The 17,997-nt window shown below is 52.7% G+C and carries 24 protein-coding genes; 3 read left to right on the top strand and 21 right to left on the bottom strand.

The window, feature by feature from the left end; all coding sequences use genetic code 11:
- The 5 genes from HMPREF0372_RS19370 to HMPREF0372_RS13755 form a co-directional block, all read right to left on the bottom strand.
- Nucleotides 1–1,457, bottom strand: a 1,457-nt coding sequence (locus HMPREF0372_RS19370) for a GmrSD restriction endonuclease domain-containing protein (RefSeq protein WP_155117033.1), incomplete at its 3' end; no start/stop codon positions are given.
- 30 nt (nt 1,458–1,487) lie between these two features.
- Nucleotides 1,488–2,522, bottom strand: a complete 1,035-nt coding sequence (locus HMPREF0372_RS13770; protein WP_007493641.1) for a helix-turn-helix transcriptional regulator — start codon at nt 2,520–2,522, stop codon at nt 1,488–1,490.
- Nucleotides 2,523–2,627: 105 nt separating this feature from the next.
- Nucleotides 2,628–3,191, bottom strand: a complete 564-nt coding sequence (locus HMPREF0372_RS13765; RefSeq protein ID WP_101693899.1) for a tyrosine-type recombinase/integrase — start codon at nt 3,189–3,191, stop codon at nt 2,628–2,630.
- 161 nt (nt 3,192–3,352) lie between these two features.
- The gene (locus HMPREF0372_RS13760; RefSeq protein WP_007493637.1) at nt 3,353–4,003 is read right to left on the bottom strand and encodes a SprT-like domain-containing protein; all 651 of its coding nucleotides are present in this window, start codon (nt 4,001–4,003) and stop codon (nt 3,353–3,355) included.
- Between the two features lie 128 nt (nt 4,004–4,131).
- Nucleotides 4,132–4,410, bottom strand: a complete 279-nt coding sequence (locus HMPREF0372_RS13755) for a hypothetical protein (RefSeq protein WP_007493636.1) — start codon at nt 4,408–4,410, stop codon at nt 4,132–4,134.
- A 185-nt stretch (nt 4,411–4,595) separates the two neighbouring features.
- Between HMPREF0372_RS13755 and HMPREF0372_RS13750 the strand changes: the two genes are divergently transcribed.
- Together HMPREF0372_RS13750 and HMPREF0372_RS21115 are read left to right on the top strand one after the other, a co-directional pair.
- Nucleotides 4,596–4,817 (top strand): helix-turn-helix domain-containing protein, encoded by a 222-nt coding sequence (locus tag HMPREF0372_RS13750; protein ID WP_039997603.1) that lies wholly within the window; start codon nt 4,596–4,598, stop codon nt 4,815–4,817.
- Nucleotides 4,818–4,952: 135 nt separating this feature from the next.
- Entirely contained in the window at nt 4,953–5,084 is a 132-nt protein-coding gene (locus tag HMPREF0372_RS21115) for a hypothetical protein (protein ID WP_007493631.1), read from the top strand.
- 88 nt (nt 5,085–5,172) lie between these two features.
- On the opposite strand, the gene HMPREF0372_RS19835 is transcribed toward HMPREF0372_RS21115, so the two are convergent.
- The 7 genes from HMPREF0372_RS19835 to HMPREF0372_RS19365 form a co-directional block, all read right to left on the bottom strand.
- On the bottom strand, nt 5,173–5,316 hold the full coding sequence (locus HMPREF0372_RS19835; protein WP_007493630.1) for a hypothetical protein: 144 nt from the start codon (nt 5,314–5,316) through the stop codon (nt 5,173–5,175).
- A gap of 319 nt (nt 5,317–5,635) precedes the next feature.
- Nucleotides 5,636–6,079, bottom strand: a complete 444-nt coding sequence (locus HMPREF0372_RS13745) for a type IV toxin-antitoxin system AbiEi family antitoxin domain-containing protein (protein ID WP_007493628.1) — start codon at nt 6,077–6,079, stop codon at nt 5,636–5,638.
- 12 nt (nt 6,080–6,091) lie between these two features.
- Nucleotides 6,092–6,406 carry a hypothetical protein gene (locus HMPREF0372_RS13740; protein WP_155117032.1) on the bottom strand — a complete coding sequence of 105 codons (315 nt, stop codon included), beginning with the start codon at nt 6,404–6,406 and terminating at the stop codon, nt 6,092–6,094.
- 42 nt (nt 6,407–6,448) lie between these two features.
- On the bottom strand, nt 6,449–7,741 hold the full coding sequence (locus HMPREF0372_RS13735; protein WP_155117031.1) for a hypothetical protein: 1,293 nt from the start codon (nt 7,739–7,741) through the stop codon (nt 6,449–6,451).
- Between the two features lie 521 nt (nt 7,742–8,262).
- Complete coding sequence (locus HMPREF0372_RS13730) at nt 8,263–8,529, bottom strand: Txe/YoeB family addiction module toxin (protein WP_007493622.1); 267 nt, start codon at nt 8,527–8,529, stop codon at nt 8,263–8,265.
- Nucleotides 8,519–8,797 carry a type II toxin-antitoxin system RelB/DinJ family antitoxin gene (locus tag HMPREF0372_RS13725; RefSeq protein ID WP_007493621.1) on the bottom strand — a complete coding sequence of 93 codons (279 nt, stop codon included), beginning with the start codon at nt 8,795–8,797 and terminating at the stop codon, nt 8,519–8,521. The genes HMPREF0372_RS13730 and HMPREF0372_RS13725 overlap by 11 nt, the downstream gene beginning before the upstream one ends.
- Nucleotides 8,798–9,164: 367 nt before the next feature.
- Nucleotides 9,165–9,401, bottom strand: a complete 237-nt coding sequence (locus tag HMPREF0372_RS19365; RefSeq protein ID WP_163390293.1) for a helix-turn-helix domain-containing protein — start codon at nt 9,399–9,401, stop codon at nt 9,165–9,167.
- A 144-nt stretch (nt 9,402–9,545) separates the two neighbouring features.
- Between HMPREF0372_RS19365 and HMPREF0372_RS13720 the strand changes: the two genes are divergently transcribed.
- Nucleotides 9,546–10,565, top strand: a complete 1,020-nt coding sequence (locus tag HMPREF0372_RS13720) for a hypothetical protein (RefSeq protein WP_007493616.1) — start codon at nt 9,546–9,548, stop codon at nt 10,563–10,565.
- Nucleotides 10,566–10,633: 68 nt separating this feature from the next.
- Here the strand turns inward: HMPREF0372_RS13720 and HMPREF0372_RS13715 are convergent, their stop codons facing one another.
- From HMPREF0372_RS13715 to HMPREF0372_RS13675, 9 genes are all read right to left on the bottom strand, one after another.
- A complete protein-coding gene (locus HMPREF0372_RS13715; protein WP_007493614.1) occupies nt 10,634–11,095 on the bottom strand; it encodes a hypothetical protein in 462 nt (153 codons plus the stop codon).
- Nucleotides 11,096–11,138: 43 nt separating this feature from the next.
- Nucleotides 11,139–11,348 (bottom strand): hypothetical protein, encoded by a 210-nt coding sequence (locus HMPREF0372_RS13710; protein ID WP_039997599.1) that lies wholly within the window; start codon nt 11,346–11,348, stop codon nt 11,139–11,141.
- Nucleotides 11,349–11,397: 49 nt separating this feature from the next.
- Complete coding sequence (locus tag HMPREF0372_RS13705; RefSeq protein ID WP_039997597.1) at nt 11,398–11,853, bottom strand: hypothetical protein; 456 nt, start codon at nt 11,851–11,853, stop codon at nt 11,398–11,400.
- A gap of 516 nt (nt 11,854–12,369) precedes the next feature.
- Nucleotides 12,370–12,912 (bottom strand): NADH peroxidase, encoded by a 543-nt coding sequence (locus tag HMPREF0372_RS13700; protein WP_007493606.1) that lies wholly within the window; start codon nt 12,910–12,912, stop codon nt 12,370–12,372.
- Between the two features lie 134 nt (nt 12,913–13,046).
- Nucleotides 13,047–13,658: a toprim domain-containing protein gene (locus tag HMPREF0372_RS13695; protein WP_007493604.1), complete on the bottom strand. Its 612-nt coding sequence runs from the start codon at nt 13,656–13,658 to the stop codon at nt 13,047–13,049.
- Between the two features lies 1 nt (nt 13,659).
- Complete coding sequence (locus HMPREF0372_RS13690; protein ID WP_007493602.1) at nt 13,660–14,088, bottom strand: hypothetical protein; 429 nt, start codon at nt 14,086–14,088, stop codon at nt 13,660–13,662.
- Nucleotides 14,089–14,091: 3 nt separating this feature from the next.
- Entirely contained in the window at nt 14,092–15,129 is a 1,038-nt protein-coding gene (holA, locus tag HMPREF0372_RS13685) for a DNA polymerase III subunit delta (RefSeq protein ID WP_007493601.1), read from the bottom strand.
- Nucleotides 15,130–15,140: 11 nt separating this feature from the next.
- Nucleotides 15,141–17,414, bottom strand: coding sequence for a DNA internalization-related competence protein ComEC/Rec2 (locus HMPREF0372_RS13680; protein WP_007493598.1), 2,274 nt, complete (start codon nt 17,412–17,414; stop codon nt 15,141–15,143).
- The gene (locus HMPREF0372_RS13675; RefSeq protein WP_007493597.1) at nt 17,407–17,625 is read right to left on the bottom strand and encodes a helix-turn-helix domain-containing protein; all 219 of its coding nucleotides are present in this window, start codon (nt 17,623–17,625) and stop codon (nt 17,407–17,409) included. Before HMPREF0372_RS13675 ends, HMPREF0372_RS13680 begins: the two co-directional genes overlap by 8 nt.
- Nucleotides 17,626–17,997: the final 372 nt, after the last annotated feature.

The raw sequence follows: 17,997 nt of genomic DNA, 5'->3' as shown, positions 1-17,997 counted from the left end.
CAAACCATTTTGCGAAAATTCCTTGACACTACCTCGCTTGGGGCTTTATCTTTAATTTTTTGATTATCGGCATTATTTAAGAAACAAAAATTCACAAGCGGATAAATCTCTTTCCTGTTTTTCCCCAAACGCTGTAAGTATTTATCAGGAAAAATATGATGAAATTCTTTTGTGCTAGATTGCTTTAGTGTTACAGTCAAATCTACATTTGCGCCAGAGATAAAGGAACGCGGAGAATTAGAGGCTAGCATGGCAATAAATGTTTTTGTATTGACTGTATTAACATTGAACTGATTATCAACAAAAAATGCAGGAGTTATTTCGCATTTAAAAGAGCTGATGTCAAAATTTTCATCCGCACGAAGTTTAGTCATTGCAGCTAAATCGCTTTGATGTGCACTATTTACACCACTTGAGTAGCGCCTGGAAAAACAACTTCTCCAGAACCATTTTATTAACTGTCGTCTTTGCTTATCCGTATATAACTGTCCATTAGTCTTAGCTGAACCAAAAAATTTAACTAACGAAACTAACATTGCAGGATATGGGACATAGAACAACGAGTATAGATTCAATTCCTGTTGCAAAAAATCAATAGACGATTTTAGTCCGTTTCTGATTTCTTCAAAATGGTCACGAACTTGCTCTCCCGTTAAATCCATAATTGCACTGGGCGAAGTGCTATTAAGAATATAGCCTGTGAAACATTTCATTAACAAATCTTGGTCTTCTGCAATCCCGCTAAATCCATATCCAGAAAGTTCAGCAGAAAGTTCATCTAATCTTTCTTGCAAATCAAAATCTGTACTCCAACTCCATGCCGTTAATAGTTGAAAAGAGTCAAGAGGAATACCGGCCCGATTTATCCGTTCAAAGACAATGGCAACAATGCTTTTATTATCAGTTTCCATCATTTGAACAGGTACGTTAACTTCCTTAAATACCTCTTGCAGCTTATCAATTTCTTCCTTTAATTCATCGTTGAGGCTCTCAGTTGCTTTCCGATATTTAACAGAATCAAACAATGTAGAAATAGGGAAATGTTTAGATAAATCCACTTCCTCTTCGCTTAATGGAACAAATTGAATTTCCTGTGCGCTTTTTCCTGAACCTATAAGATAATAAATATCTCGCCAGTTAGGATCATTTTCTGGTTGAAGTTCTGTTTGGAAAACAGAAAAAATCGATGTTAATCGTTGCTGTCCATCTAATACATAGTCTATTGGATAATCTTTAGTAGGCTCTGGTAAAATAAATCTTCCTAAACTTCTTTCGTTAACGAGTTGCTCTCTTGTTCTCCAAAGCAAGACTGCTCCAATTGGATACCCTTTATATAAGCTATCCATAAAAAATGCAATAGAATCCGGTTCCCAAACAAATCCTCTTTGAAAGGAAGGGATTCGTATCTCACCACTACTAATTTTATCAATAATTTTTCTGATTGATAAGTTTTCCAACACTATACCCCTCTCATTATTCTATTTACTCTAATTATATATCTCTTTGTACCTTGAGCCAATATCTTCTAAGAATTTTTTCATGTCTTCCATAACATCAGGTGGGCTAATAATGGCTGCCCGTTTACGGAAACCGCAAATCCACGCAAAAAACTGGTCACTAACTTCCACATCGGCGGTCACAACAAAATGCTTTTCATCATCCTGCCTGTAAAATACATCGGGGCTTGTTCCAAAGCGCTCAATCGCCGTATCTAATAACTGATTGATAAAGCGGATACTGACACGCTTTTGCTTCCCGCCAAACATGGAGAACACACGGCGGGTATAGCTCTCCATATCCAGCTCGGCAAACACCTTTGCACCCTCTCGCGGTTCATCAATGGCCTTTACTTCCTTCATGCGGTCAACGCGGTATCTCCGTATCTCCTGGTATCTATCATCAAAAGCCAGCAGATAATAGTTCCCATCATTTATCAGCAGCTTATAAGGGCTGACTTTATAGGTTGCCCCCTTGCGGCGCTCCACCTGTTCTCTCTTGTTTTGAAGTGCATATTTCAAATACTTGAAGGTGATTTTTTGCGGTGTGTGTGGCTTTCCGTCCTGCTTGGTAGCCATAGCCGAATAGATAATGCCAACAGTCAGCAAAATGTTGTTGCGGGTTGTTTTCACGCGGTCACAGAGGAACACTTCTTTTTGCAACTCTTCCGCCTGGTAGATACTGCAAAACTCGCTGATGGTCTTTACAAGCTCCTTGGCCTTGGACGCAGATATAAACTTGGCGGCGTGGACACACTCAGCCAGCAGCCGCAAATCGTCAAATTCAAACTGGCGGGACAGTAGCCGGTATTTCCCACCCTGTCCCCCGTCTATGTCCATCCCGTAAACATCGCGCAGGGCGGCAATATCCCGGTAGATGGCGCGGCGCTCCACTTCAATCCCACAATCTTCCCGCAGATAGTCCACAATGTCCCCGGCGGTGATCGGGTGGTTTTCATCGGAATTTTCCAAAAAGTATTTCGCCACAAAAAGCGTTTTCACTTTTTGCTTTTCTGCTCTTGCCATGTGTGCCGCCTCGCTTTCCCGGTCTTATATCCAGTGTACCATAAAATCAGGGAAAAGGCAGCAGCGAAGTTATAGGGGGCCGCTCCACTATGAGCGGCCCCCCTGTCAAATAAGCTGTGCGTGGTTCTGTATTGCCGTTTCTATCCGCTGTGGCTCAATGCCGATATATCGCTGTGTCACGGCGGCGGAGCTGTGTTGTAGCAGCCTTTGCACCAGGGCAATATCGTAGCCGTTTGCCTTGTATATCTCGGTGGCGTACCACTTGCGGAAGCTGTGAGTGCTGATACCCTCAAAGCCCAGGTAATCGCACACGATATGAAGCTGTTTCTGTATAGCTCGCTCGGTGATGGGAAAAATCAGATCTTCACGGCGGATATTGTGGCGCAAGCAATAATTCTCTATGTATTGCTGGATAACAAGCGGAACCGTGAACACGCGGCGTTTGCCTGTTTTCTGCTCGGTGATTTCCAGTCGGTATCTGTCCCCGTCCCGGACAATATCACAAGGCCGCAGTTTCAATATATCGCTGATACGCAAGCCCAAATTCCCTTCCAGCACAAGGGCGGTGGCTATGCGCTCATTGGGGCGGCAACCGCTGAACCCCTCGCGCATGGTCTGAATTATCTCCTTATATTGCTCGGTGGTGAGCGCCTTTGTTTTCTTGTTCATGGTGGCCTCCATCGTCAAAAGTTCGTTATTTCAAGCGGGAAAGTTCGTGTATGATGGGCGGCGGCGGAAAAGTCCCGGAATACCTTGATTTTGGTGTTCGTATTTCTTCACTTATACGAACTTCGGGAATTTGGGTGGGGATTGCTCCCCACCCTTCCCTGTTACCCTGCAAGCACCATCGGCGCGCTGCAATCTAAACAAGCTATGTGAACTTCCTTTGTGGCTCGGACAGAATTGCCACAACAAGGGCAGATATATTTCCTTGTGCTGGACGGGCGCGGCGGCGGTGGTGTCGTTCCTGTTCCGCTGTGTGTCCCTGTCCCGGTGATATGGAACCCGGCAAACTCGTTGCGGCTTATGAGAATGTCGGTCAAACCGTTCTCCAATATGAAGTCCAGCAGTTCGTCAGAGGGGCTTGTGTGGCTCCACCCGTATTTGTCGCTATGCTCCACTATCAGGCCGTGGGCTTCGGCGGCGGCTTTGAAGCGGCGATTGTGGTAGGTGTTGCCCCGGCTGCAATCCTGTATGCCGTTCTCATAGTTGTAGTAATGTACCATTTCGTGAAGCAGGGTCGCGGTCACTTCCTCGATGGGCCGGGCCAGTGTCCCGGCTCCTATGTTGATTTCGTGGGTGCCGCCCAACTTGGAAACCCATGTGTCCTCACGCAAGGAAAAATGGCCGTAGGCGCGGGGCGTGGATTGTATGGTGATGGTCGGTCTTGAAAGTGCATTTTCAAAGAATTCGGCGTTCAGCAGATCGAAAACCTTGTTCAGATACCCGGCCACTCGATTATAGCTTGTCAGTTCTTTCATGTCTTTTTCTCTCCTATTCTTGATTTTGGGGAGAGGGCAAGCTATAATGGTCTTGCCCTCTCCGTGAGGTTTGGGTAAAGCTCTTTGCGTGTCTACTTTGGTCGGTGGTTCACGCAAGGGGCTTTTCTTTAGGCGCTGATGGAGAAGCGGCGGCTGGCGCTCTGTTTGGTGTATTCCTTATACAGTTCGCCGTGAGCCTTTTTGAAGGCCGTGGTATCAAACCGATTGGAGAGAACCGAAGTCCAGCGGACGATATACTTTCCAGCGGTCATTTCCTCGGTGTCGCGTTCCATCATTTCAGCCTTGATGCTGTCCCGGATGGCCTCTGCCTCTGCTTTGGCTTCCTCAATAACAGCTTCCCACTCGTTCAGCGCCTCGATTTTGGCTACCAGCTCATTCTTGCTCATTGCTCATTCTCCTTTGCTTTTTATTTGGGGTGTTCCCCTTAACTGTCTTTATTATAGCACTAATATCCGGTGCTGTCCATTGACATTTAGCACTAATTTTTAGTGCCGTATTTGTGCACAATTAGCACTTGATTTTAGTGCAATTTCGTGTTAAAATAAGGACAATGGAGGAGGTGCGCGTTTTCATGGCAATCCGCTACAAGGTAGACATAATGGCAAAACTCAAAGAAAAAGGGTATTCCTCTACCAAAATCCGGGAAGAAAAGTTGATTGGGCAATCCTATTTACAGCAATTACGACACGGGGAATTGGTATCGTGGAAAACTTTGGATACTATTTGTACGCTTTTAGACTGTCAGCCCGGCGATTTACTGGAATACGTCAGGGAAGCCCCAAGCGACAGGTAATTTATGGGAACTACGAAAGACTACTAATGTTGATTACAGTAGTACGAAAATCCAGCGCAGCGCGAAAAAACAGGAAGCGCGTCGTGACGTTCGCCACGACGCGCCAGCTTCAAGCAATACTCGGGAGGTGCCGCCATGTTCGGAGATACGGATTTGCCCCTTGCTCTTATCATGGAAGAAATACTCGGCTGGGAGAAGAAGCCCGGTGAAAAGGATGAAGAAGAGAAAGAAAGCACACAACTTTCATCAACTTCCAAAAAGTCTTGAACACAAAAAGAGAAGTCGGAGAGAAGATTTTACATCTTCCTCCGACTTTTTGATTTAACGACACATCTTTGTCAGATCAGCGCGGCTCTCATTTGAAATAAAGGCGAACGGTCTTATCTATCTTTTCTTTCACGGCCTTATCAAGCTCCTGTTCGGTTTTGACCTGTATCTCCTTGGCGCTGCTGTCTATCACGCTCTTTGCCAGGGCGTTCACCAAATCGCGGCGCTGCATGAGATAGTCATAGAACCTTTGGCGGCGACTCTGTTCGTCCTGCCAGCTCTCCTTCGCCCTCTTGTAATTCTCTAAAGCAGTTGGAGCGGAACCGCTCTGTGCGGCAAGGACGTTTTCAATCCAGTGGGTACGGTTGGCCTTATCTTGGCGCTCGAAATCCTACAAAATTTGAAGTAATTCTTTGAACATTGTTGTGTTCCTCCTTCATTGATTTTTTTGAGAGTGTACTTTCAAGTGCGGAAGCGGAAACCCGGCGTACCCCGTGGGGATTATATCTTTCTCTTTTAACCCCTTCGGGGCGTGCCGGGTTTCCGCTGGATTACACTGAAAGCACCAAATAATAACCCCGTTTTATCCTTTTTAGGACACCGTTATCAACCAGCCTCTTTCTCGCTTTATCATCGGTGTACCCCATTTCTACAAGCTGGTTTGTTGTAAGGGTATCACCTATCTTTACCGCCCCACACGCGGCAGAAAAACGCTCCTGCACTTTTTTCTTGCCCTTCTCCTTGTTCCGGGCGGCGTTGGTTTCCTGGTTGTATTTTGCCATCTCGCCGGGGGCCTTCAAGTCCCGGTTGTCCACAAATTCAACATCGGTATTGTAGTCAACTACAAATCTGTAATCGGCGGCGGGTATTTCCCCGGACAGAGGGAACGGAGCGGAACCGCCTACAAAATATTCATTTATCCACTCCGTTATTGCTCTGCAATCCTCTTGTGTAAGGGTGAGGTATCTACCGCAGCGGTCAAACTGATAATACATGGTGGGCCGAACCTATTTCCACATTTTTGAATAGCTGCAACGGCAGGCCCGGCACCGATCTAAAATTTCAATCAGCTTTACTTGCCAGCGCTTCCAGGTCATTGAGCTTCCCGTGAAAAGCGCCCTGTCCTCCTGGTAGTCAACGGAATAGCACCATGTCTGCTGTGCGGCAGCGTCCAGCTTCATCCCCACACCAAAGGTCACCAGCTTGGCTAAACCGTTGGGCCAATGCAAGCGGGACAGTAAATCATCGGCGGTTTTATTGTCCTCTTCACGCTTGCAGAACCAGATTAAGTCAAGGCTGTCCTGTTCGTCCACTTCTTCCAATCCATACTTCCACGCCAAAATTTCATACATCAATTTGGTTCGCTATCCGCCTGTCAGCCGCAGCACATCATCCGCAGCTTGCCCCAGGAACTTCACGCGCTTCTTGACTTTGTTGTATTGGTCGGGGAAGGCCAGCATGAAGAACTCTTCCCGCTTGGAGCGGTTACCGTTCCAGACAATCCAATGCCCGGTTCTCTGCTTGCCGTTCTCTTCTGTTGTCACATTCTCCCAGGCAATCGGAAGGTCGCGGAAGGTTGGCTCGGCGGCGGCTTCTTCCAGCGTGGCGGAAGTATCATCTTCGAGCGGCAGCGGGACTTGTGGCGCTGCTTCGAGCGCTTCATGTAAAGATAGCCCGTCAAGCTCTTTGCCCTTGTTATCGCCCTGCATAATGTCAGCCCATCGCCCATTGACAAGCTCTGTATCAGGCCCACGGTCACAAATATTAGACCATGTTAAAGAGCAGCCTTGCGGCTGGAAACTATGTCCCGGTTTGCTCCATAGGAAGAACACCTTGCCGCCCAGCTCCACACCAAAGACATGGTAAATATCAATGCCAATACTGAACCACTGGGAACTGGAACAGTCAGAGGATTTTGTTTGCAGATCGGCAAAGACTTCTCGCTGCTCTGCGCTCATTTGCTGCAACAGCTCGCCTTTAGAAAGCTCTTCCAGCATGGCATAACTCTTGCCGCCTTTGCCGCTTGTGCGTTTACCCTTGCCGCTGCTCATGGGACGCGATAAGTCGAAGTTTTCTTTGATAAGCTGGTAAAGTTCTTGCGTCTTATCGGTCAGGCCAATGGTATTATTCCATTCTTCCCACTCATAGATAAAGTGTCCTGTATCGCAAAACAGATCGACTTTGTTTGTTCCGTCCCGTGTGATGGCCCCAGTTTTACATACAAAACTCGCAGCGTTCTCACTTGCCAATAAATTGATACTGTCAAAAAGTGGCTCTGCCTTTTTCTTGTCTATCCCATAAAACATGTGATAGCCGCCGCCCTGTGACCTTGTTACTTTATCCGCTAAACGGTGAGCTTCTTTGAAAAAATGGCTCTCTACGTCAAATTCATCAAAGTCAATCACAAAAATGTGAAGGTTGCCAAACATGGCATTATCAAGCCAAAGACTGATACGTAAAACTTTGCTGCTTTTCTCCCAGTTTTCGCTACTCCAAAACCGATAATATTCTCTTCGGGCTTCTTCATAGGAAAGTTCGTAGTATTTGCGTTTATCACCGTTTTTACTGCCATACAAATTTTGAATTGTATCATCGTAATGGTCGATAAAAACAGGAACTTTTATCAGCCTTCCATTGTGCCAACACTTCTCACCCAAAGTAAAACAGTTGTTGTACCTCGGATTGTCCCCTGCTGGCAACAGGTTCTAATTCGCCATCTTGTACGCTTCCTTTCTTTGTAGATTTAAGCAAACAGTAGGAAGCGTGTTGCCAGCACTTGGCGTTGCTACCCGGAAGCATAGAACGGAAGCGCTCTACAAGATGGAAGGCCACAACGCCTTCATCCTACTGCTTGTTTAAGCCTACAAAGGGAACCATGACTTACAAATCTATTTTCCTTTTTCTGTAAATATTATAACATAAAAATTTTTTTGTGTCAAAGAAACGGTTTTAGCCTTGTATTTGCCTCATTCTGCAACAAAGTTGTTGCCTTTGCTCTAAAAGTTGTTGCTGGATAATTGGAAGTTGCCGCTACTTCTCAAAAGTTGTTTCGGAGTTGTCGGTTCTTCTCACAAGTTGACTTCTTGCGCGTGAAGATCCGTTTTTGAAAGTGTAGTTTCAATTTGGAGCGGAACCTGGACAACAAAAAAGTGAAGCGGCTGGCAGTACCGCTTCACTCTCAATCATCATAATGGCCTTTGCATTGATAGACTTCGACCTGTCCATCGACCATACGATAAACAAGTCTATTCGTATCGTCAATGCGTCGGCTCCAATAGCCTGACAAGTTTTCCTTCAACGGCTCTGGCTTTCCAATCCCTTCAAATGGACTTCTGCAAATGTCCTTCAACAAGGCATTTATCCGTTTCAGCGTTTTTCTGTCCTGTCCCTGCCATGACAGATATTCTTCAAACGCCTGTTCCGTGAATGTGATGTTAGTCCCCATCGGCAAGCTGCTCCAACTCGTCCATAGACTTGACTACCACCTTGCCCTGTCCGGCCTGTTTGATGCTGTTGTCCAATGCCCGCATATTGCTGTCGCTGTAAAATGGGTCTGCGTAAATCTCAAAGGGGATTTTGCCCTGCCGCAAGGTCTGGCGCACAAAGATATTAAAGGCCGTTGTCATGCTCATACCCATGTCGGCAAAGACGGCTTCGGCACGCTCTTTCAGGTCTTTGTCAATGCGGATATTGAGGTTTGTTGTTTCTGCCATTGTGACCACTCCTTTCTATGGCACTATTATTCTATTCTTTTTTACGCGCAATATCAATACTTTGCACGTAAATTTACATAGCGTTCATGTTTAAACATGCATTTTCAATTTGGAGCGGAACCGCAGATCACGAGCGGCTGGCAATTTCCCTCACAAGAAGGTCAAAAGGTAGGCTAGGAGTACCCCCAGGTGGAGCGGAACAGGGAAACGCCTCGCGGCGGCGGGGGATGGTTCCAGGAAAATGCGGTTGTAATTTCCGGCGGCGGCTTTTCTTGGGAGTTTTCCCGACCGCTGATAAATCACGGAGAACACAGCCGGGAACGGTAGCAAGCAAATAATGAAAAGGGCAAGAGTTTTTGTTTAGTAATTACTCTTGCCCTTCTATCGTTTCTTCAATTTTAGCCACCAATTCACTTGGCTGCATTTCTAAAGCTCCTGCAATTTTCCAAATAGTTTCAAAGTTCGCTTGTTTGGTTCCATTTTCAATCATTGATAAGTGTGTGCGTGCAATTCCAGCAAAACCGCTCAACACATCTTGAGAAATCCCTTTTGCTTTTCGCAGGTTTCGGATTGTTTGCCCTACCGCGTAATTATCAAACTGCACGACAACACCTCTTTTCTCACTATATTGTATGAGAAAATTCTTGTCGTACTGTCTATGATAATAGACATTTTCACAAAACCATGCTATACTTCATTTGGTAGTCCCCTCTCTTACATTTTATTTGATTAGGAGGAATAGGTAGTAATGAAAAAGATAGTGTCTCTTCTACTGGCCGGAGCATTAACGTTGTCTTTAGCCGCTTGCGGCGGGGACACGACCAGCGATGTCAGCGGAACCAGCGGCGCAAACGTATCAGGCAGCAGCGAAACCAACACGCCGAGCGGCAGCGAAACCCCCGATGACGATGCAAACAGCAATCAGGAAGTAACTGTTCCAAACAACGGGGAGTGGGATGAAATTCTCTGCTCCGGGGACGGGTATCACCTGGTAAAGAAAGAGGTTGATGCCTACGATGGATATAAATTTACGCTTGGCGTCGTGGATGATGATGGCGAATGGGTACAGGAATTGACCGACACCGGAACTTTTGTGGAGGAAGTACGGTTCCGTGCCGAGGGCAGCAGCGAAACTCTGCGAGATAGCTCCTGTTACATGTACCTTGGTGAGGGCGTTTTCCTGGCCTCTCCGGGTGTGTCCGTATACACGAAGGACGAAGAGTACCGGGTCGGCCCTTGGCCGGACATGATAACCGACTCTGTCACAGGTCAACTTGATGTTGCGGTCTGGGAGTGTCTTATCTGGAATGTTGTCGATAACTCTCAAGCCAAGTTTGATGCCTCTAAAATATCTACTTTCCAAGATGGCTACTCGCTTTTCTGCGAGTCAGAGGACGCCTTTGGCGGCGGTAGGCTCAATGCGCTGAACACAAAGGGCGAAATCACCGAATTTACCTGCGAGTTCGTACCCAATAAGCCCGGCCACAACTTCCCCGTCTATTCGGAGGGATTGTTCTATGCCTGTACTGACAAGGCGGCCAGCCCTGGCTTTTATGACATTGAGGGAAACATGGTCATTGATTTGTCATCGTATAACATGGGTAGAATACCCTATTCCAGTGAAATGGGAGTAAACGCCCCGTACTTTGAAAATGGACAGGCCACTATTTTGTTCGCCAATAATGCTGGCAGTGTGTTTGAGGCAGTTATTGATAAAACTGGGGCTTTTGTAGGTGAACCCGAAAAAGTAGATGTTTCTGTTTATTGATTACAACATAGCCAAAGAGGACGGTACACCAGCAGTACCGTCCTCTCTCATTTTGTATTCCATTGTTATCAAGCGTCCTTCTTTTCCAGTTGCTCGGTCTGGGCCTTCTTCTCTTCCTGCTTCTTCTGGAAGGCCGCAAGGTCAATCACCTTGGGGGCATTGTTGCCGAAGTCGGGCAGCTCCTTGTACTTGGGGAACTGGTTCTTGAACCAATCCAGCACAAACTTGTAATGGTTGGACTGTCCCAGGGAACACTTCTTAACCACCTCGAACTGGGCCAGCAGCTCGTCGGCGTTCTCAAACACGCTCATGTACTGCTCCATGTGCTTGTAGGTCAGGTTCTTGTTGGGGCGGGCCTTCTTGGGGGCGCGGCGGGTCTTGCGGATAATGGTCAGGCCGGGGAAGTCGGCGCGGAGTTGCAGAAACAGCTTGTATTCCTGGGAATTGGGATTGTTGAGGGCGTCCTCGAAAGCCTTGCTCATGGTCAGGGTGTTGTTCACAAAATCAATCTTATAAGTGTTGTTCTTCATGGTATTTTCCTCCTTAAAATTTTGATCTGAATTTTGAGTTGTCTTAAAAGTCCAGGTAGATGTCAGGGGTATCGCCTTCGTGGAGAGGATGGTTGGGATAGGCAGCTTTCAGGCTGTTGTATTGGACTGTGAACTCCGCTTTCAGCGCTTCATCGGTCAGGCCAGTCAAATGTGCTCTTTCTTTGTCGTATTCTCCATCGGCGGTGCAGAAGAGCAACAAATAGCCAATCATGCGAGTACGGGTGAATTTCATAATATCAAACTCCTTTTCTGATTTTTGAAAAATGCACTTCAAGTAATGCTTACAGACCAGAGGCAAGTTTTAGATCGGCGGCGGTTTCGCTGGCGGGAGCAGTTTCCTCGGCGGCAGTGGCCTCGACCTCCTGGCCCTCCTTCTTGCTCTCGTCCTCCTTCAACTCGGGGAAGGTAGCAAGGAACCAATTTAGCACGGCGTGGTAGCGGTTCTTCTTGACAATGGCAAGGTTTTTCTGCCTATCAAACTCCTTCATCAGTTCATCGGCGTTCTCCTGCAAGCTGATGTACTCGGCCATCTTCTCATAGGTTCTGTTTTTGGCGTCGTTCTTCTTGTTCTTCGCCTTCTTGATGGTCTTGGTCACCATCTGAGCGCTGGGGAAGTCCTGGCGGTAGGCTTTCCACTCTCTGTATTCGGGAGTGCCGAAGATACGGGCCTGCTTCTCAAAAGCCTTGGTGACCTGGGCATGAGTGTCGTCGATGTAGATGATAGCGTTCTTTTTCATGGTGGTAATCTCCTTTTTCATTTTGATTTTGTTTTGAAGGACTTTGTTTTTTCTTGTTCTCTGTCCCTCTTTGTGCTTTAAGTATAGCACCGGGAAAAGAAAAACCTGTACTTTAACCGGAACATGTAGTATAATAGAAACAAGAAAAAAGCAGCCGAAAATCGGCTGCAAAATGAAAGGAGATAGGCAAAAAGCAATCAGCGGCGGGAATTTTTTGCTCTGGCGGCTCAAAAAATCGGTGGAAGTCAAGGAAATCTCTTCAAAACTTCTTGATTTTTGTCCCGGCAAAGCAAAAACTTCTCAAAAGTTGTTAATTTCTCTTCATTTTTCGGTATTAAGCGGTAAAAACCGCTTGATATAGGGCAAAAAACTGAATATCCACATGTGGAAAGTTTTCACGGATGGAAAAGAAAGAAATGCCACAAAAATATCCACAATGGAGCGGTGACAGCGCAAAAAGAGAGGGAACAGGTTTCCCCATTCCCTCTCAAAAAGTGCTTATTTATGCGGTTTTGATTAGCCGAAGTACCGCTTCAGCAGGCCCTCGAAAGCCTTGCCGTGGCGGGCCTCGTCGCGGGCCATCTCGTGGACGGTATCGTGGATGGCGTCCAGGTTCAGCTCCTTGGCCTTCTTGGCCAGCTCAAACTTGCCCATGGTGGCGCCGTTCTCGGCATCCACACGCATCTCCAGGTTCTTCTTGGTGGAGTCGGTCAGCACCTCTCCCAGCAGCTCGGCGAACTTGGCGGCGTGCTCAGCCTCCTCCAGAGCGGCCTTCTCCCAATACAGGCCGATCTCGGGATAGCCCTCACGGTGGGCCACACGGCTCATAGCCAGGTACATACCGACCTCGGAGCACTCACCCTGGAAGTTCTCGCGCAGGCCCTGGAGGATCTCCTCGGGAGCGCCCTTGGCCACGCCCACCACGTGCTCGGCGGCCCAGGTCTTGTCGCCGCCCTGGAGCACAAACTTCTCCTTGGGGGCCTTGCAGATGGGGCAGAAGTCGGGAGCGGAATCTCCCTCATGGACGTAACCACAGACAGAGCAAACCCACTTTTTCATGATGTAATTCCTCCTGTTTATTCTAATAATGATATTTTATTGCTATGTGGCAGAAGTTCTAATCAGTAATGATTATCATTTCTGTTTATAAGATAGCACAACTTAACTTTTTCGTCAAGTCCTTTTTTCGAATTTCAGGAAAATTTTTTCGCATCTGCTCCCCGAACCGTATCCTCCAGCTCCCCAAACGTAAACAGGGCGTTGAGCACCTCCAGCAGGGCGTTGGGGGAGAGCCGTTCGGGCAGCTCCAGCCGGTGGAGCAGCTCCTTCCGCCGCTCCGCCGCCCCCGGCCCGCCGGACAGGCCCAGCGCCATCAGATCCGCCTTGGTGATGGCCCGCCGGGGCGGGACGGCGGTCTCCCCCTCGTCCAGGAAGGTGGCCCCCGCCCGGCGCAGCGCCGCCTCCAGTACCTCGGGGCGCATACCCTCCACCCCCAGCTTGCCCTCCTTGCCGCCCCGGCGCTTGCGGCGCTCCTTGCCGTACACGTCGGGCACATAGGCGTGCTTCACCTGCTCGGGCGGGATGCTCCCCTTCAGGTGGCTGCGGATGACAAAGCCCGCTCCGTCCGGGTCGGTGAGGACGATCAGTCCCCGCTTCTCCGCCAGGCGGCGCAGGAGGGCCAGCCGCTCCTTATCCTTGAAAATGCCGAAGCCGGAGGTCTCCACGATCACCGTGTCCACCAACTGGGAGAGGGTATTCTTGTCGTAACGGCCCTCGACCACGATGGCCTCCCTGATGCGCAGCATGTCATCCCCACCCCAGGCAGGCGTAGCCCGCGTACCAGCCGGAGCCCAGATATTCGGTGTAGAGCACGCCGGGGCGGGCGCTCCCCCGCCAGGGCACGGAGTACACCCCAAGCCGGTCCAGCGGCTCGCTGGACAGCCAGGCCGCCGCCTTCTCCCCCCGCAGAGCCAGCACCGCGGCCCCGTCCTCCATCCGGACGGACTCCAGCGCCGCCCCGTCCAGGGGCACCGGCCCCAGAGCGCCGGCGTCCAGCTCCCCCGCCTCCGCGGCGGAGCGCAGGGCAGCCAGCTCGTCCCGCCGCACCGCCAGCAGGCGCTTGGCCTCCCGGCGGATGTGCTCGATCTGGTTTTTGCGGCCGCCGGCGGCCAGATACCAGCCCGCGGCCCCCACGGCCGCCGCGGCGGCCACTCCCAACAGCGTCTTCTTTTTCATCGCTTACGCTCCTTTCTTGACGGCCAGCTCCATGAGCAGGCCGATCAGCAGCTCCTCGCCGTCCGCCCCGGTGGACTTCATGGCCAGATCGGTCTGGCCGCAGCGGAGCACCGCCCGGCGGCACCAGGGCAGGGAAAAGCGCCGGGCGGACTGCATGAGCCGCTCCGCCGGGTAGGCCGAGCGCATGCCCCACAGCTCCATGAGGTAGGGCACGCCCTTTCTGTGCTCGATGGCCAGGCGGGCGGTGTAGAGCTGGCGGAGCTGCTTGCCCAGCACCGCCAGCAGCTTGATGGGGGCCTCCTGCATGTGGAGCAGCTCCCCCAGCACCTCCGCCGCCTTGTCGAAGTTCCCGGCGGCGATGGCGTCGGTCATCTGGAACACCACCGCGTCCAGCTGGGGGGTGGCCACGGCGTCGATATCCTGCCGGGTCACCCGGTGGTGGGCGGCGTAGGAACCGATTTTCCCGATCTCAGAGATCAGGTTGTTCATCAGATCGCCGCACAGGAAGATCAGGTACTTGGCGTCCTCGGTGCCGATGTCGTGGTCCATGGCCTTGAAGCGGCGGGAGATCCAGTCCACCAGATCCCCCTGCCCCTGGCGGTTGAAGGGCACCACGCTCCCCTTCTCCTTGAGCAGGGCGGCCAGCTTGGTGCGGGCGTCGGCCTTGTACTCGATGAGATCGTAGACAAACACCAGGCAGACGTAGTCGGGCAGCTCCCGCAGCACCGCCGCCAGGGCGTCCTTGTCCCCCTTGTAAATATCGTAGTCGTTGACCACGATGAGGGTACGCTCGCTCATCATGGGCAGGCAGTCCACCATCTGGGCCAGGGTTTTGACGTCAAACTCCTTTCCGCTGAGGGTGTGGAGGTTGAACTCCTCCATTCCGGCGGGCAGGAGCTTCTTTTTCAGCTGCCCCAGGTAGAAGTCCCGCAGGTAGGCCTCCTCCCCGTGAAACACGTAGAGGGTGCCGATGCTGCCCTCCTTGATGTCCTTTTTCAGCTTCTGGTAGGCCGCAGTGTCCGGCTTTGCTTTGGGCGGCATGGCAATTCTCCTTACTTTGCGGTAATAGTGACGGTGCCCGACCAGTCGGTGCGGTAGATCGCGCAGCCGGCGGCGGCCAGGCGTTCCAGGGTCTCGGGCGCGGGGTGCCCGTAGGTGTTGTAGCCCACGGAGATCACCGCCAGCTCCGGCCTCGTCGCCAGCAGCAGCTCCTCCGAGGTGGCATATTTGGAGCCGTGGTGCCCCGCCACCAGCAGCTCGAGATCGGGGAGCGCCCCATATTTGATGAGCCGCTTCTCCACCGTGTCATTCATGTCGCCGGTGATCAGCCCGTCGAAGTCCCCGGCGGTACACAGGATGGAGAGGCCCTCCTCGTTGGCCCCGCCGCTGCCCAGGGGCGCGTAAATGCGCAGGGCGGACTCCCCAAAGGTCACGTCGGCATCCTCCGCCAGAAAGAGGGTCTCAATCCCCTTTTCCTCCGCCAGCGCCGTGATCTCCCGGCGGAGGGGGTCGTCCTCCTCCACGTCGGGGAGCACCAGCAGCCCCACCTCCAGCCGCTCCAGCAGCTCCGGGATGCCGCCGGCGTGATCCTCGTGGTAATGGGTGAGCACCACCAGATCAATCCGGCTCAGGCCCAGGGACTGGAAGTAGTCGGCGGCGGTGTCGCCGGGGTTGTCCGCCCCGGTGCCGCCGCAGTCCACCAGGGCGGCGCGCCCGCCGGAGAGCAGGGCCACCGACAGGCCCTGTCCCACGTCCAGCACCGAGACGGTGAGCCGCCCGGCGGTGTGGGACGCGGCCTGGAGCACCAGGGCCATGCACAGCCCGGCCGTCCCCAGGCCCAGGGGCACCAGGGGCCGCTTTTTCTCCCCCCGCCCGAGCAGATAGAGCAGCAGCAGGGCGTAGACCAGGGCCAGCCACAGCTTCAAGTACACCGACTGGGTGGAAAGCGCGGCGAAGGGCAGCGCCGCCAGGGCGTCCGCCATCCGCTGGACATAGAGCGCGGGGAGCGCCGCCGGGAGGGCCAGCAGGGCCGCCGGGCCGGGGAGAAACACCCCCAGCACCGCCGCCGCCAGCCCGCCCAGGAAGGCCAGGGACACCGCCCACAGGCAGAGCAGGTTGGCCAGCGGCCCCACCAGGGAGACCGACTGGAAGTGCCAGGCGGTCAGGGGCGTGGTGAAGGCAATGGCCCCCAGACTCACCGCCAGGCTGGACAGGACAAACCGGGCGGCCAGGCAGCCGGTTTTGGCCCAGAAGCCCTTGGGCCTGGCGGGGAGCTTGGCCGTCCACCGCTCGGTGAGAGGCCCGGAAAAGAGGTAGATCCCCGCCACGGCGGCAAAGGACAGTTGAAGGGACACCGACGCGGCGGCGTAGGGATTTTGGAGCAGCAGGAGCATGAGAACGGCGCACAGGGAGGTGGGCTTGTCCTCCTCCCGCCCCAGCAGAGGCGCCAGCAGAAGCATGGACTGCATAAAGACCGCCCGCAGGACGGAGGGGGTGTTGCCCACCACCGCCGCGAAGCAGACCAGCAGGGCGATGGTGCACACGGCGGTACGCCGCCGCCGGGCCCCCAGCAGGGCGGCCGCCAGCCCCGCCAGGAAGGAGACGTGGAGGCCGGAGACGGCGATGACATGGGCCAGCCCCGACCGGCGGAGGGCGGCATAGTCCCCGTCGGACAGCCCGGACCTGTCCCCGGTAAGCAGGGCGGTGACCAGGGGCGCGGCCTCCTCCGGGAAGGCGGCGGCCACACGGTCCTTGAGGGCCTTGGACACATAGGCAGGCCATGTCCACAGGGGCGGCCGGCCGGGGCGGGCCGTCTCCCCCTCCCCCTCGCCGTAGGCGATCAGGCGGACGCCCTTGGCGTAATAATAGTCGGTGGACTCCCCCGCGATGGTATCCGCCGCCCGGAGCCGGGCCTGGACGGTCAGCCCGTCGCCGGGCCGCAGGTCGGGCGCGGGGGCGTCCAGATAGAGGAGGGTCCTGACCGGCCAACCTTCCACCGGGTGGAGGCGCACCAGCACCGAGCTGCCGTAGGCCGTGGACTGGGGCCAGTCGGCCACTGTGACCTCCACCGGGCCCTCATACCCCGCCAGAGCGCGGGCGGGCGCCTGGAACAGCGCGCCGTAGGCCGCCGTCCACAGCAGGCCCGCGGCCAGGCCAAAGCCCGCCAAAAGCACCCGCCGGCGGCGGTCTCCCCGGAGGGCCAGCCCGGCCAGCGCCGCCAGGGCGCAGGCCACCCCCAGGGGAACCAGAACTCCTTCTGGCAGTCCATGGACTGCCAGAGCGGCTGCCGCCGAGAAGGCGGCAGCAAACCAGGCCAGCTTACGCACGGGGCGGAGAGGGGTTGTCAGTCCGGCCCAGCAGATAGTCGGTGCTGGTGTGGTAGAGCTCCGCCAGCTTGACTAAAGCCCACACCGGAATCTCCCGGAGTCCCTTCTCGTAGCGGCGGTAGACCTCCAGATTCATATTTAAATAGTCTGCCACTCTGCGCTGTGTCAGGTCATGATCCACACGCAGGTCGGAGATGCGGCGAAAATACATAGTATCACCCAAAGAAACACTACCATTCGGTAGCATTTCCAGGGCATTTTCACGCCATACGGCTTTATTATACCAAATATATGATATTGCCGCAAGGGTACGTGGGCTGCCGCCTCACTTCAGCAAACCTAGCGCCGCCTTATCGCCCAATGTAGGGGCCGACGCCCCAGGGCGGCCTCTCTTGCCCCTCTGGGGCAATTCACCTTCTGCCCACATCGGCCCGCCTTGTGCCGGGCTGACGTACCTTCCATGTTACCCTTTTTGACACCTGTTTTCTTGTCATGCCTCCGGCGGACCCCTTTCTGAGCGGCCAGAAAGGGGCGAAAGAGCCGGTTAAAGCGGGGGATTCCGATTTCCCCCGCCTTAACAATC

Source organism: Flavonifractor plautii ATCC 29863 (genome assembly GCF_000239295.1).
Lineage (GTDB): Bacteria > Bacillota > Clostridia > Oscillospirales > Oscillospiraceae > Flavonifractor > Flavonifractor plautii.
This window is presented reverse-complemented; position numbering and strand designations above follow the sequence as displayed.

Coding starts and splice junctions, on each gene's coding strand:
- HMPREF0372_RS13770 (WP_007493641.1), bottom strand. CDS start 2,522: ATGGCAAGAGCAGAAAAGCAAAAAGTGAAAACGCTTTTTGTGGCGAAA.
- HMPREF0372_RS13765 (WP_101693899.1), bottom strand. CDS start 3,191: ATGAACAAGAAAACAAAGGCGCTCACCACCGAGCAATATAAGGAGATA.
- HMPREF0372_RS13760 (WP_007493637.1), bottom strand. CDS start 4,003: ATGAAAGAACTGACAAGCTATAATCGAGTGGCCGGGTATCTGAACAAG.
- HMPREF0372_RS13755 (WP_007493636.1), bottom strand. CDS start 4,410: ATGAGCAAGAATGAGCTGGTAGCCAAAATCGAGGCGCTGAACGAGTGG.
- HMPREF0372_RS13750 (WP_039997603.1), top strand. CDS start 4,596: ATGGCAATCCGCTACAAGGTAGACATAATGGCAAAACTCAAAGAAAAA.
- HMPREF0372_RS21115 (WP_007493631.1), top strand. CDS start 4,953: ATGTTCGGAGATACGGATTTGCCCCTTGCTCTTATCATGGAAGAAATA.
- HMPREF0372_RS19835 (WP_007493630.1), bottom strand. CDS start 5,316: ATGCAGCGCCGCGATTTGGTGAACGCCCTGGCAAAGAGCGTGATAGAC.
- HMPREF0372_RS13745 (WP_007493628.1), bottom strand. CDS start 6,079: ATGTATTATCAGTTTGACCGCTGCGGTAGATACCTCACCCTTACACAA.
- HMPREF0372_RS13730 (WP_007493622.1), bottom strand. CDS start 8,529: ATGGGGACTAACATCACATTCACGGAACAGGCGTTTGAAGAATATCTG.
- HMPREF0372_RS13725 (WP_007493621.1), bottom strand. CDS start 8,797: ATGGCAGAAACAACAAACCTCAATATCCGCATTGACAAAGACCTGAAA.
- HMPREF0372_RS13720 (WP_007493616.1), top strand. CDS start 9,546: ATGAAAAAGATAGTGTCTCTTCTACTGGCCGGAGCATTAACGTTGTCT.
- HMPREF0372_RS13715 (WP_007493614.1), bottom strand. CDS start 11,095: ATGAAGAACAACACTTATAAGATTGATTTTGTGAACAACACCCTGACC.
- HMPREF0372_RS13710 (WP_039997599.1), bottom strand. CDS start 11,348: ATGAAATTCACCCGTACTCGCATGATTGGCTATTTGTTGCTCTTCTGC.
- HMPREF0372_RS13705 (WP_039997597.1), bottom strand. CDS start 11,853: ATGAAAAAGAACGCTATCATCTACATCGACGACACTCATGCCCAGGTC.
- HMPREF0372_RS13700 (WP_007493606.1), bottom strand. CDS start 12,912: ATGAAAAAGTGGGTTTGCTCTGTCTGTGGTTACGTCCATGAGGGAGAT.
- HMPREF0372_RS13695 (WP_007493604.1), bottom strand. CDS start 13,658: ATGCTGCGCATCAGGGAGGCCATCGTGGTCGAGGGCCGTTACGACAAG.
- HMPREF0372_RS13690 (WP_007493602.1), bottom strand. CDS start 14,088: ATGAAAAAGAAGACGCTGTTGGGAGTGGCCGCCGCGGCGGCCGTGGGG.
- holA (WP_007493601.1), bottom strand. CDS start 15,129: ATGCCGCCCAAAGCAAAGCCGGACACTGCGGCCTACCAGAAGCTGAAA.
- HMPREF0372_RS13675 (WP_007493597.1), bottom strand. CDS start 17,625: ATGTATTTTCGCCGCATCTCCGACCTGCGTGTGGATCATGACCTGACA.